At 38.6% G+C, this 13,056-nt stretch carries 11 protein-coding genes; 4 read left to right on the top strand and 7 right to left on the bottom strand.

Going from position 1 to position 13,056, the window contains the following annotated elements:
• Window position 1: 1 nt before the first annotated feature.
• Window positions 2–283, top strand: coding sequence for a YciI family protein (locus DDU33_RS10305; RefSeq protein WP_108925055.1), 282 nt, complete (start codon window positions 2–4; stop codon window positions 281–283).
• Window positions 284–733: 450 nt separating this feature from the next.
• Here DDU33_RS10305 and msbA read toward each other — a convergent pair whose 3' ends face one another.
• The 6 genes from msbA to DDU33_RS10275 form a co-directional block, all read right to left on the bottom strand.
• Window positions 734–2,479: a lipid A ABC transporter ATP-binding protein/permease MsbA gene (gene msbA, locus DDU33_RS10300; RefSeq protein WP_108925053.1), complete on the bottom strand. Its 1,746-nt coding sequence runs from the start codon at window positions 2,477–2,479 to the stop codon at window positions 734–736.
• A 161-nt stretch (window positions 2,480–2,640) separates the two neighbouring features.
• Entirely contained in the window at window positions 2,641–3,453 is an 813-nt protein-coding gene (locus DDU33_RS10295) for a MetQ/NlpA family ABC transporter substrate-binding protein (protein WP_108925051.1), read from the bottom strand.
• Between the two features lie 80 nt (window positions 3,454–3,533).
• Entirely contained in the window at window positions 3,534–4,355 is an 822-nt protein-coding gene (locus tag DDU33_RS10290) for a MetQ/NlpA family lipoprotein (RefSeq protein ID WP_108925049.1), read from the bottom strand.
• A gap of 66 nt (window positions 4,356–4,421) precedes the next feature.
• On the bottom strand, window positions 4,422–5,099 hold the full coding sequence (locus DDU33_RS10285) for a methionine ABC transporter permease (protein WP_005821457.1): 678 nt from the start codon (window positions 5,097–5,099) through the stop codon (window positions 4,422–4,424).
• The gene (gene metN / locus DDU33_RS10280) at window positions 5,089–6,123 is read right to left on the bottom strand and encodes a methionine ABC transporter ATP-binding protein MetN (RefSeq protein WP_005821459.1); all 1,035 of its coding nucleotides are present in this window, start codon (window positions 6,121–6,123) and stop codon (window positions 5,089–5,091) included. The genes DDU33_RS10285 and metN overlap by 11 nt, the downstream gene beginning before the upstream one ends.
• A gap of 109 nt (window positions 6,124–6,232) precedes the next feature.
• On the bottom strand, window positions 6,233–6,505 hold the full coding sequence (locus DDU33_RS10275; protein ID WP_108925047.1) for a GNAT family N-acetyltransferase: 273 nt from the start codon (window positions 6,503–6,505) through the stop codon (window positions 6,233–6,235).
• Between the two features lie 116 nt (window positions 6,506–6,621).
• On the opposite strand from DDU33_RS10275, the gene purH reads away from it, so the two are divergent.
• Window positions 6,622–8,211 carry a bifunctional phosphoribosylaminoimidazolecarboxamide formyltransferase/IMP cyclohydrolase gene (purH, locus tag DDU33_RS10270; RefSeq protein ID WP_108925045.1) on the top strand — a complete coding sequence of 530 codons (1,590 nt, stop codon included), beginning with the start codon at window positions 6,622–6,624 and terminating at the stop codon, window positions 8,209–8,211.
• An 81-nt stretch (window positions 8,212–8,292) separates the two neighbouring features.
• Window positions 8,293–9,614, top strand: a protein-coding gene (locus DDU33_RS10265) for an IS3 family transposase (protein ID WP_108925043.1) whose coding sequence is annotated in 2 segments (ribosomal slippage) — window positions 8,293–8,767 and window positions 8,767–9,614 — 1,323 coding nt in all. Because the reading frame shifts where the segments join, the coding sequence is not laid out codon by codon here.
• 48 nt (window positions 9,615–9,662) lie between these two features.
• Here DDU33_RS10265 and DDU33_RS10260 read toward each other — a convergent pair.
• Window positions 9,663–10,967, bottom strand: a complete 1,305-nt coding sequence (locus DDU33_RS10260; RefSeq protein ID WP_005819648.1) for a cation:proton antiporter — start codon at window positions 10,965–10,967, stop codon at window positions 9,663–9,665.
• 180 nt (window positions 10,968–11,147) lie between these two features.
• Here DDU33_RS10260 and DDU33_RS10255 point away from each other — a divergent pair, with 180 nt between their 5' ends.
• Window positions 11,148–13,022: a SurA N-terminal domain-containing protein gene (locus DDU33_RS10255; RefSeq protein ID WP_108925041.1), complete on the top strand. Its 1,875-nt coding sequence runs from the start codon at window positions 11,148–11,150 to the stop codon at window positions 13,020–13,022.
• The last annotated feature ends 34 nt before the right edge of the window (window positions 13,023–13,056 follow it).

Here is a 13,056-nt window from a genome sequence, read left to right as displayed (position 1 = left end):
TATGTATTACGTTATTTTTGCACAAGATAATCCCAATATGCTTGAAACTCGCTTAGCCGTTCGTCCGGCACATCTCGCTCGTTTAGAGCAGCTGCAAGCAGAAGGTCGTTTATTAACAGCTGGTCCAAACCCAACAGAAGATGGTTCAAGTGTAACGGGCTCAACGGTAATTGCAGAATTTGAATCACTTGCCGATGCACAAGCTTGGGCGGCAGAAGACCCTTATGTTGAAGCAGGTGTGTATGGCGATGTGATTATTAAGCCATTTAAGAAAGTGTTTTAATTAGTGATAAAGCTAAGTTTTTCGATCTTGTGAGGTATTTAAATAAAGGTTTCGGATGATAAGTAAGATAATTATGTTTTACAAAATTGATCCGCACCTCAGAAGTTCGATTTATTTAGTTCAAGGACTAAGTTTCTGGTTTTACTGGGCTTAGTCTTTTTAGTCTTATTTGATTACCTTACTAGAAAGCTCAACGGTTAGCTAATAATATCATTGTTCAGGTAGAAATTAAGAGAAAGCACCGCTCTTATTTAGGAAGATGATGAGTTACCATAAAAATCTTGAGAGAAAGGTTAAATTCATAAAATAAAAAGAGTTGGTAGTACTTAACTTAAATAATTATTACCAACTCCCTAAGATAAAAGACTTAATTTATTAATAGTCGATCAGCAAAAACACTTAAAGCATCTTTTGTATTGCTTACGCCCTGAAAAAGGGAGTATAGGATAATTAACTAAATTGCAAACTATGAAGTTGCTTATAGGCTCCATTTTGTGCTAACAATTCATGATGAGAACCTCGTTCGATAATTTTCCCATGATCAACCACCAGAATCTCATCCGCTTTTTCAATTGTAGATAAACGGTGTGCAATTACGAGAACGGTTTTATCCTTTTGCAATTCGGCTAATGCCGCTTGAATCGCTCTTTCTGATTCCGTATCTAAAGCAGAGGTTGCCTCATCAAGCACCAATACAGGCGAGTTACGCAGCAATGCCCTTGCAATGGCTAAGCGCTGACGTTGTCCGCCAGATAAACTCGCACCATTTTCGCCAATAACGGTGTCTAACCCATCTTCTAGCTTATCAATAAACTCCATTGCATGTGCCGCTTTTGCTGCGGCAATAATTTGCTCACGGCTATATTTATCTGTTGCGGCATAAGCGATGTTATTCGCAATCGTATCATTAAACAGATGGACTTGTTGTGAAACAATGGAACATTGCTCACGCAAATTTGCCAACTGATAATCTTGAATATTGATGCCATCTAACGTGATACGCCCTTCATCAATATCATAAAAACGTGTCAATAAATTGGCAATGGTCGATTTCCCAGAACCCGAACGCCCCACCAACGCCACCGTTTTACCCTGAGGAAGATTAAAAGAGATATGATTAAGCGCTTTTTCCTCTTTACCGTCATAGCTAAAGGACACATTATCAAAACAAATTTCGCCTTTTACTCTTTCAACTTTCACCGTGCCATTATCTTTCTCAATCGGTAAATCTAAAAATTCAAACAACGTTTGGCAAGCAGCCATACCACGTTGGAATTGTGAATTCACATTCGTTAAAGATTTAAGCGGACGAAGCATCGCCATCATCGATGAGAACACCACGGTAAACGAACCCGCGGTAAGATCTTCAATCTGTAAACCTTCCACCGTAGCTAAATAAAGGACGACTGATAAGGCAAAAGAGGCGATTAATTGCACTAAACCATCTGAAATCCCATCAGCAGAAACAATTTTCATCCCTTTACGGCGCATATCATTACTTACGCGATCAAAACGCTCTTTTTCAATTTGTTGCCCGCCAAACGATAAAACGACTTTATGCCCTTTTAACATTTGTTCTGTCGTCACAGTTAATTCGCCCATTGAACTTTGAATATTACGGCTCAATTTACGGAATCGTTTTGAAACAATCCCGATTAATGTTCCGATAATTGGCGCCATAAAAAATAACACCAAAGAAAGCTGCCAGCTTGTATAAAGCATTACAACAAACAGAGAAATTAAATATGCGCCTTCTCTGACAATCGTTACCAAAGCGTGAGAAGAAGACGTTGCAACCATTTCCGTGTCATAGGTCACACGAGAAAGCGAACGCCCTACCGGATTTTGATCAAAATAGCTCACCGGCATATACATTAAATGCTGGAAAATATTGCGGCGCATCGACATAACCACATTTCCTGACACCCATGCTAAACAATACCCAGCAATATAGTTCGTAATACCTCGAACTAAAATAAATACGACAACGAGAACTGCCATCAACTTTAAAAAGCCATGATCAGCATGCCCAAAACCATCATCAAGTAACGGCTTTAATAAATAAATCAGTCCTGAATCTACTAAAGCATTTAACACTAATGCGATAGCCCCAACAACTAGCCCCCATTTATAAGGTGTAATCGTTGGGAATAAACGTTTAAAGGTTTTAAACGTTGAAAGATCTTTTTCTTGCATAATATTTTGTTTTGATAGGAAAATCGGGCTTATTGTACCCTGATTTTAATGATTCTCCAAACGAGAACCTTATAAATCATGAACTTAAAAGCAAAGCGGTCATATTTGCAAAATTTTTTACAAATATGACCGCTTAAATTTAGATATCTTGGATTAGCTGATTACCAACCTTTTACCACGCCACCGTTAAATAATTTTAACGCTTCTTGGTAAACTTCTTCAGTTTGGAATGATTTTAAGAAAGTTTGAAGACGTGGGTCGGTTTTATTATCTTCACGGCTTACTACTAAATTCACATAAGGTGAATCTTTGCTTTCTACGATAATGCCGTCTTTATCCGGGCTTAAACCTGCTTGACCTGCGTAGGTGTTGTTAATTACCGCTAAATCAACATCATCTAACATACGTGTTAGCAATGCAGTATCAGCTTGAACAATTTTGATATTTCTTGGGTTTTCAATAATATCTTGTTCGGTTGAAAAGACGTTTTTAGGATCTTTAAGTTTAATTAAACCATTTGCTTGAAGTAATAATAAAGCACGAGCGGTATTACTTGCATTATTTGGGATCGCAATCGTTGCGCCGTCTTTTAATTCAGCAATGTTTTTGATTTTCTTTGAGTATGCTGCAATGGGCCATACTAAAGTGTTACCGATGATCGCTAATTTATAACCACGATCTTTCACTTCTTGTTCTAAATATGGCACAGTTTGGAACGCATTAGCATCTAAATCGCCTGCTTGTAAGGCTGCATTTGGTTGTGTGTATTCCGTAAATTGAACTAACTCTACATCTAAACCATATTTTTCTTTTGCAATTTTTACCGCAACTTCGGTCATTTGTGCTTCAGGGCCGGTCATTACGCCCATTTTTAATGGTTTGGCCGGTGCTGCAGTTGCAGCTTTTTCTTCTTTACAACCTGTTAAGGCTAATGCTGAAATAAGAGCGATACCTAAAATTTTTTTTAAGTTCATATAAAATCCTCAAAATAGAAAGCGGTCAAATTTACGCAAATTTTTGCAAATTTTCAGGTAAATCTAACCGCTAAAACCCATTACCAACCTTTCACAACACCATCTTTAAAGTGTTTTTGAGCTTCTTGGTAAACTTCTTCTGTTTGGTATGCTTTTACAAAATCTTGTACTGCTTTGCTGTCTTTGTTATCAGTACGAGCCACAATGATATTCACATAAGGTGAATCTTTTGATTCCACGAAAATACCGTCATTTGCACTTAAACCAACTTGACCTGCATAAGTATTATTTACCACTGCAAGCGCCACATCATCTAATGCTTTAGCTGCAACTGATGTATCCACCTCTTGAATTTTAAGATTTTTAGGGTTCTCAATAATATCTTGTGAGGTTGAGAATAAGTTAGTGTTGTCTTTTAATTTAATAAGACCTTGTTTTTCTAATAAAATTAACGCACGAGCAAGGTTACTTGGATCATTTGGTACAGCCACAACTGCGCCTTCCGCTAATTCTGATACGTTTTTCACTTTCTTAGAATAACCGGCTAACGGATAAACAAAGGTATTACCCACGATGACGAGATTTTTCAACTCTTTTGCTGCTGAATCTTTATCTAAGTAAGGTTTGTGTTGCATTGCGTTGATGTCTAAATCGCCTTTACTTACCGCTGTGTTTGGTAAAGCGTAGTCATTAAATAAGACGAATTCTACATCTAAGCCGTATTTTTCTTTTGCCACTTGTGCCGCTTTTTCCGCAACGGTATGTTCAGGACCAGACATCACGCCCACTTTAATTTTATTGGTTGGCTGTGCAGCTGCTGCTTCTGCTTTTTTTTCTTCTTTACAACCTGTTAAAGCTAATGCTGAAACAAGTGCTACCCCTAAAACTTTCTTAAAGTTCATAAAATTCTCCTTTTGATGAGATATGTTTGCATATAAATGATGAATTGCTTGATAAAGCAGTTTCGTTTAACGATGATCAAATTTTTTCGCTAAATGATCACCTAATTTTTGTGAAATCATTACAATTGCCACAATAATGACCGTTGCAATCCATTTCACATAAATCATATTTCGGTGCTCGCCGTAACTAATTGCTAAGTTACCCAAACCACCGCCACCAACAGCACCAGCCATTGCCGAATATCCAATCAATGCTACCAATGTTAAAGTGATACCGTTAATTAAAATCGGTAATGATTCCGGTAAATAAAATTTCGTTACCACTTGCCAATTTGTTGCACCCATTGATTTTGCAGCTTCAGTTAAACCAGCCGGAATTTCAAGTAACGCATTGGACGTTAAGCGGGCAAAAAATGGAATTGCCGAAACACTTAAAGGAACAATCGCCGCCGTTGTACCCAGCGTTGTACCAACGAGTAAACGAGTAAAAGGCAATAATACGATCAGCAAAATAATAAAAGGAACAGAACGCCCGATGTTGATAACCACATCTAACACTTGGTGTAATCGAGCATTTTCTAAAATTTCGCCTTTACCTGTTAAGAATGCTAAAAAGCCAATCGGCAAGCCTACCACAACGGACAATAAGGTTGCCACAAATCCCATGTAGATGGTCTCTAAGGTTGAACTTGCCACTAATTGCCACATTTGAGGCGTTAGTTCATTCATAAAATTATCCCACATAACCTAACACCTCAACTTTTACATTATGATCAATTAAATAGAACTTAGATTCTGCGATGGCATCACTATCGCCACAGACCTCAGCGATCACAAAACCAAATTTTACACCACCAGCGTAATCAATTTGCGACATCAAAATACTGAAATCAATGCCAAATTTCTTAGAAACATTGGAAAGTAACGGTGCGTCCACCGAACGTCCGGTAAACTCAAATTTGATAATCGGTTTACTATTTTCTGTTGCAGTTTGTGAAAGTTGTTCCGTATATTCTGCCGGCAATTCAAAGTGGAATGTCGATTGAATAAATTTCTGCGCTAATTCCGTTTTCGGATTAGAGAAAATTTCACTTACCGAGCCGGTTTCAATTAACTGCCCTTTATCAATTACCGCAACACGATCACAAATTCGTTTCACCACTTCCATTTCGTGAGTAATCAATAAAATGGTTAAGCCTAAACGTTTGTTAATATCTTTTAATAATTGAAGAATAGATTGCGTGGTTGCTGGATCTAATGCGCTGGTTGCTTCATCACAAAGTAAAACGTGCGGATCGCTGGCTAATGCACGAGCAATAGCAACACGTTGTTTTTGCCCGCCCGATAAATTACTTGGGTAAACATCTTTACGTTCAGTCAGACCAACTAACTCAAGCAATTCATTAACTTTCTTATCAATCTGCTCTTTAGGCGTATTGTTTAAACGCAATGGCAAAGCAATATTTTCAAATACCGTTTGCGAAGAAAGCAAATTAAAATGTTGGAAAATCATTGCAATATTACGGCGAGCTAGAATGAGCTCTTTATCCGACATTGCGGTCAAATCTTGACCATCAACGATAACTTCGCCAATAGTTGGGCGTTCTAATAAATTGACGCAACGAATAAGCGTGCTTTTGCCTGCGCCTGATGCGCCAATCACGCCATAAATCGTCCCTTTCGGCACGTGGAGGTTAACATTATCTAAGGCAGTAATTTTTTTACCCTTAACCTCGAACTGTTTGCTGATGTTTTTCAGCTGAATCATAAAACTATCCACATTTATTGTTAAAATTCTCTCGGGTTATTTTAGACGTCTAGAATGCTATGTCAATTCACAACGCCGCTTTTTTTATATCAAAATGGAATAAAAGAGCTTAAATCATCATATTTTGATGAGAACGTCTCATTTTTACTTCAATATAACTACAACTTGGTTTAATTTTGAGTTGTTGTTCTTGAGCAAATGCAATCAATGCGTCATAGAGCTCCCCTGCAATGCCTTTGCCTTGATGACTTTCTGCAACTTTGGTATGAAAAGCGTCTATCACGTCATCTTTAATGTAGCGATAACACAGCTTTCCGACTTTTTCCCCTTGCTCATCAAAATAAGAAAATTCAAACTGCTCCGCATTATGTTGAATAGGCATTTTTTCCTCCTTTGTAAAAAAATTGACGAAATCAACCGCTTGTTAATGAAAAAAGCAAACGTTTGCGTTATAATCCTGACCGATTTATTTTAATCCATTTATTAAAGGAACTCAAAATGGCGATTCAGCAAGCATTATTAAGTGTGTCGGATAAAAAAGGCATTGTCGAATTTGCTCGTGGGCTTTCGGCTCGTGGCGTAAAATTACTTTCTACCGGTGGTACGGCAAAATTATTAGCCGAAGCAGGTCTGCCGGTTACAGAAGTATCAGATTACACCGGCTTTCCGGAAATGATGGACGGACGTGTAAAAACCTTACACCCAAAAGTTCACGGTGGTATTTTAGGTCGCCGAGGCACTGATGATGAGATTATGAACCAACACGGTATCGAACGTATCGATATGGTGGTGGTAAACCTTTACCCATTTGCTGCAACAGTGGCAAAACCGGATTGCACCTTAGAAGATGCGGTAGAAAATATCGATATTGGTGGCCCGACGATGGTGCGTTCTGCGGCAAAAAACCATAAAGATGTTGCAATTGTAGTAAATAACAACGACTTTGATGCGATTTTGGCTGAAATGGATAACAACGCAAACAGTCTTACGCTAGAAACCCGTTTCAATTTAGCGATTAAAGCCTTCGAACATACTGCGCAATATGACTCAATGATCGCCAATTACTTCGGTCAAAAAGTTCCACCATATCAGGGTGCGGAAGAAGAGGATTTAACGCAGCCTTGCGGTCAATTCCCCCGTACGCTTAATCTCAACTTTACACGTAAACAAACTATGCGTTATGGCGAAAATGCACATCAAAATGCCGCATTTTACGTTGAAAACGAGCTGAAAGAAGCGTCTGTTTCTACTGCTAAACAACTGCAAGGTAAAGCGCTTTCTTATAATAATATTGCCGATACAGATGCCGCACTTGAATGTGTAAAAGAATTTGCTGAACCGGCTTGTGTGATTGTAAAACACGCTAACCCTTGTGGTGTTGCTTTAGGTAAAGATATTTTAGAAGCCTATAACCGAGCATATCAAACCGACCCAACATCTGCCTTTGGCGGTATTATCGCCTTCAACCGTGAATTAAACGGCGAAACGGCACAAACGATTGCAGAACGTCAATTTGTTGAAGTAATTATTGCACCAAGCGTGTCTGAAGAAGCTAAAACAGCCTTAGCGAAAAAGAAAAATGTCCGTGTATTAGAATGTGGCGAATTTTCTGCTCCACAAAAGCGTTTTGATTTCAAACGTGTTAATGGCGGTTTATTAGTTCAAGATGCGGATCAAGGTGCGGTGTCAATTGAAGATTTACAAGTTGTGTCAAAACGTAAACCAACCGAAGCAGAATTAAAAGATCTCTTATTCTGTTGGAAAGTAGCAAAATTTGTAAAATCGAATGCTATCGTTTATGCCAAAGATGGGCAAACAATCGGTATTGGTGCAGGGCAAATGAGCCGTGTTTATTCCGCTAAAATTGCTGGCATTAAAGCCGAAGATGAAGGTTTACAAGTTGCCGGTTGTGTGATGGCTTCTGATGCTTTCTTCCCATTCCGTGATGGCATTGATGCAGCAGCTAAAGTAGGCATTACCTGTGTTATCCATCCAGGTGGCTCAATGCGAGATCAAGAAGTGATTGATGCTGCCGACGAACATGGTATGGCAATGGTATTAACCGGAATGCGTCATTTCCGTCATTAATAAAATATTAAAAAGCGGTCAATTTGATCTGCACCCCAAAAGTTGGACTAAATAACCAACTGATTAAGGTGCAGATTTTTTATGACTAAATACAACCAAACATTTAAACAGCAGGTCGTGAATTTCTATTTTGAACATCACGAAAATCTTTCTCTCACACTTCGTTATTTTAATTTATCAGACAGAACGGTTAGTCGCTGGATTGCTCAGTATAAGTATTCAGGTGCTCACGGTTTAGCTGCTCTGCATTCCAAAAGGGTTTATGCTCCTGAGTTTAAACTCAAGGTGGTTAAATCTATCCTTACAGGCAGGTTTTCTCCCGAAGACGCTACACTTCACTTTGGTATTTCCAATAGTGGCACGATTAGCCAGTGGTTGAAAGCCTTTCTAAAAAACGGTATAACGGGACTCCAGCCCAAATCTAAAAGTCGCCCAAGAATGAAACTCAAATACGCTAAAATGCCACCATCACCGAAAACAGAAGAAGAGCGCTTACGCCTACGTATTCTCGAACTAGAAGCGGAGGTTGCTTTTCTAAAAAAGTTGGACGAGATAGTCAAAAGAGACGAAGCCAAACGGCAGAAACCGTTCAAAGTTTGAGAGAAGATTATCCGTTAGAGATACTTTTGCCCATTGCCAAGTTAGCGCGTAGCACATTCTTCTATCATCAAAAGCTAAAGCCAGATAAAGACAGTGAATTAAAAGCACAGATTCGAGAAATTAAGCGGAAAGAGCCAAATTATGGTTATCGCCGAGTGACGGCGAAGTTAGAGGGGGTTAATCACAAGCGAGTACAACGCTTGATTCAAACAATGGGATTACAAGTCTGCACGAAGAAACGGCGTAAATACAATGCTTACCGAGGAGAGCAAGGCAAACTCGCCCCGAATCTGTTACAAAGAGACTTTAAAGCGAATCGTCCGAATGAGAAATGGCTTACGGATATCACGGAATTTAGCGTGAAAGCTGAAAAGCTGTATTTTTTACCGATTCTAGATTGTTTTAATAATGAGTTAATCGCTTATGGATTAAGTCGTAGTCCAAGTGGTGCATTCGTGCAAAAAATGCTCTTACAAGCGGTTAAGAAACTCCCGAAAAATGCCAACCCGATATTACATTCAGACCAAGGTATCCATTATCAAATGCACAGCTATCAACGCCTATTAGCAAAAAATGGGATTCGTCAAAGTATGTCTAGGAAGGGAAATTGTCTAGATAATGCTGCAATGGAAAGTTTTTTCGGGCGAATGAAAACAGAATGTTTTTATGGAAAAACCTTTGAAAGTATTGATGAACTTGCACAGTCAATAAATGACTATGTGCGTTACTACAATGAAGAACGCATTCAATTAAAACTAAAAGGACTGAGTCCGATACAATATCGAAACCAGTCCTTTGAATAGTGTCTAACTTTTGGGGTGCAGATCATTTTGACCGCTTTTAGAGAATTATTAGTGGCGGCTAGGCTGCAAATACTCTTCTCGATTTGGATCGACCGTTTTAGATTTTCTAATCATTGGTTCAATGGTTGAACCTTGAACAAGAATAGAAAACATCACAACCGCATAAGTCATCACAAGAATAAGATCTTTAACGTCAATCTCTCCGGCAAAAGCAGTTTTGCTTGGGATAGAGAGCGCCATTGCTAAAGCTAGCCCTCCACGCAATCCGCCCCATGTCATGATTTTTAATGTATATGGGTTATAAGTACGGATTTGCTGCATGGCTTTAAATGGAATCCATAGGCTTAAATAGCGAGCAATTAAGCAGATTGGAATGGCAATGATCATCAACACAACGCCGTAGAATTCAAAATCAACGAGTAGTAATGCAAAACCGATTAAGAAGAAAAGCAATGAGTTTAAGAAATGGTCAATCATTTCCCAAAAATGATCTAAATAGCGTTGGCTTTGTTCAGAAAATCCTGAACGGCGTGTCCAGTTACCAATCATAATGCCTGAAACAACCATCGCTAAAGCGCCGGAAACGTGCAAGATGTTATTGGCAAACATAAATCCGGCTGTTGGAATGGTAAGTGTGATCATCATTTCCATTGAACCATCATCAGTAGAGGAAATGAGGATGTGAGCAATAAAGCCAAGTAAGAAACCAAATAAAATACCGCCAATCGCTTCATGTAAGAAAAGGCTGGTAATACCTGAGAAGGTGGCTTCCTGTCCGCCGAAAGCAACGGCAAATACGGTAACGAAGATGACTAAACCTACGCCATCATTAAAGAGAGATTCGCCTTCAACTTGCATAGATAAACGTTTAGGCGCACGTAAATTTTTGATAATGGCTAATACCGCGATCGGGTCGGTAGGCGAAATTAATGCGCCAAAAACAACACAATAAATAAAGTCGAGAGGAAGCCCAATCAAATTCGCAATAGCCCATACCAGTATGGCAATAATAAAGGTTGAAGCAAGCGTAGAAAAAAGTGCGAAAGTGGTAATTTCCCATTTTTGGTCTTTTAAAACCGGTAATTTTACGCCAAGCGAACCGGCAAAAAGTAAAAAGCCTAAAATACCGTTTAGTAGGAAACTTTTGAAATCAATTTGTTCCATGACATTTTTAGCGATGTCATCAATGTTAAACCAGCCTAAAGAACCTAAAATCCAGACTAACAGAGAACAGACCATTGCGGCTGCAGTAATTGCAATGGTTGATTGTACTCTTGCACTGATTTTGCTGGTAACGAAACCGAGTAAGATAGAAAGCGCTGCTAAAAAGCAGATATATGCATAAATGCCCATTAGGGAAATCCTATGAAAGTCAAAATTGACGGGAGAGGAAATTAAAACAAATTTTAGACGTAAATGAAAGTAAATATTTTATTGATAAGGCAAGATTAAAGAAATTCAGATTTGAGAATTATCTTCTTTCCAGTATAATTCAAAGAATTTTTTGATTACGAAAACAGTAGGAAAAATAGCATGATTGAAAAATGGCATGATCGGACAAATAGTCTGGGCTTTAAAATTGTTTTTACCCTTGTTTCTTTATCGTTTGTTTTGGGCGGTATTGGTAGCGGGCTTGTTGCCACCGATAATTCAGCGGTAAAAGTAAATGGAGAAGGCATCTCTCAGCGTACTTTTACTGATGCGAAAAACCGTCAGCAAAATATCCTTTATAGCCAAAAAGGTGGCGAAGCATGGGATTTATTGGATAAACCGGAATATGCTCGTGAATTCAATCAATCTGTACTTAACAGCCTCATCAATGATGAGCTTTTACGCCAGTATGCTAAGTCATTAAAATTAGATGTGGGCGTTGATCAAATTAAATCTGAAATTGTGCATGATGCTAATTTTCAACAAAATGGCAAATTTGATAACAATTTATATCAACAAGCTTTACGTAATGCCGGTTTGACGCCGGATGGTTATGCTGCAGTTGTGCGTGAGGGCATGATTTTCTCTCAAATTGAAGAAGGCATTATTAATACCTCTTTTGACTTGCCTGCTCAACAAGAAGCATTAGCAAAATTGTTATTCCAAAAACGTGATGTGAGATTAGCAACTTATTCTTTAGCTGATGAAGCTAAAAATCAAACGGTTTCGCCTGAAGAGTTGCAATCTTTTTATGATGCGCATAAAAAGCAATTGCTTACCCCAGAAACATTTACGGTGGAATATCTTGTTTTAACGCCAAAAGATGTTGAAAAGCGTATTCAAATTACTGATGAGCAAATCGCAACATATTACGATAAAAATAAAGCACAATTTGTCACAAAAGGCGAAGCGAATTTAGCTCATATCCAAGTAGCAAATGAAGCAGAGGCAAATGCAATTGCACAACAGCTAAATAACGGTGCAGATTTCGCAGCATTAGCGAAAGAAAAATCGACTGATAAATTATCAGCAGCACAAGGCGGTAATTTAGGTTGGGCAAAAGCAGGGACTTTCCCTCAAGCATTTGAAAATGCAGCGAACCAATTACAAGCCGGACAGGTAAGCCAACCGATTAAAATTGATAATGCTTACCACATTATTAAAGTGATTGATCGTAAAGCGGAAAATGTTATTCCGTTAGCTCAAGTAAAAGATAAAATTACTGAAACGATCCGTAAAGAGCTACTTGCTTCAGAATACTCTACCGTTGCTCGTGATATGGCAAATAGTGCTTTTGAAAATAGCGGTTCTTTAGAAGCCGTAGCAAAGGTGGCAGGTTTAGACATTCATAAAACGTCTGCATTTACGCAAGCGAATGTACCGGCAGAATTACAACATGAAGCGGTTGAGAAAGCGTTATTTGAAAGTGATTTACGTCAAACAGGGCAAAATTCAGAAGCATTAGATGTGGGCGACTCAACCAATCCTCGTACTATGTTTGTTCGTATCAGCGATTTCCAAGCTGAACGTGAAAAAACACTTGAGGAAGCTAAGGCAGACGTTGAAGCAATGGTTAAACGAGAAAAAGCAGAGAAAGCTTTACTGAGTAATGCAGAAGCGAATTTAGCGGCTTTAAATGAAGGTAAAAATAATATCTCGTTTGGTGAAACACAAACGCTTGTTTACGCTCAAGCTCAAGCACAACAACCAGTATTGGCAAAAACTGTATTTAATATGCCAAAACCTACGGATAAAGTAACATTCCAAATTGCTCGTAACGTAAAAGGTGATGTGATTATTGTGGCGTTAGATAAAGTATCTGATGGTACGTTGGCTGAATTTAAGCCGTTAGAACCGCAATTCGCAGAAGCTAACCGTACGATCTTACGTAACGATTTAGTGAAAGATTTACGAGAGCGAGCGTCAATTGATGTCAATGCAGAATTTATGGATCAATTGATTACACCGGCTCAATAAGATAGAAAACACCTAAAACCTTAATGTTTTAGGT

Origin of the sequence: Actinobacillus porcitonsillarum (genome assembly GCF_003101015.1) — a bacterium.
Classification (GTDB): domain Bacteria; phylum Pseudomonadota; class Gammaproteobacteria; order Enterobacterales; family Pasteurellaceae; genus Haemophilus_A; species Haemophilus_A porcitonsillarum.
Note: the sequence above shows the minus strand (reverse complement) of the source record. Positions and strands in the feature narration are given on the sequence as shown.

Coding starts and splice junctions, on each gene's coding strand:
- DDU33_RS10295 (WP_108925051.1), bottom strand. CDS start 3,453: ATGAACTTAAAAAAAATTTTAGGTATCGCTCTTATTTCAGCATTAGCC.
- DDU33_RS10260 (WP_005819648.1), bottom strand. CDS start 10,967: ATGGGCATTTATGCATATATCTGCTTTTTAGCAGCGCTTTCTATCTTA.
- msbA (WP_108925053.1), bottom strand. CDS start 2,479: ATGCAAGAAAAAGATCTTTCAACGTTTAAAACCTTTAAACGTTTATTC.
- DDU33_RS10305 (WP_108925055.1), top strand. CDS start 2: ATGTATTACGTTATTTTTGCACAAGATAATCCCAATATGCTTGAAACT.
- purH (WP_108925045.1), top strand. CDS start 6,622: ATGGCGATTCAGCAAGCATTATTAAGTGTGTCGGATAAAAAAGGCATT.
- DDU33_RS10290 (WP_108925049.1), bottom strand. CDS start 4,355: ATGAACTTTAAGAAAGTTTTAGGGGTAGCACTTGTTTCAGCATTAGCT.
- metN (WP_005821459.1), bottom strand. CDS start 6,123: ATGATTCAGCTGAAAAACATCAGCAAACAGTTCGAGGTTAAGGGTAAA.
- DDU33_RS10285 (WP_005821457.1), bottom strand. CDS start 5,099: ATGTGGGATAATTTTATGAATGAACTAACGCCTCAAATGTGGCAATTA.
- DDU33_RS10255 (WP_108925041.1), top strand. CDS start 11,148: ATGATTGAAAAATGGCATGATCGGACAAATAGTCTGGGCTTTAAAATT.
- DDU33_RS10275 (WP_108925047.1), bottom strand. CDS start 6,505: ATGCCTATTCAACATAATGCGGAGCAGTTTGAATTTTCTTATTTTGAT.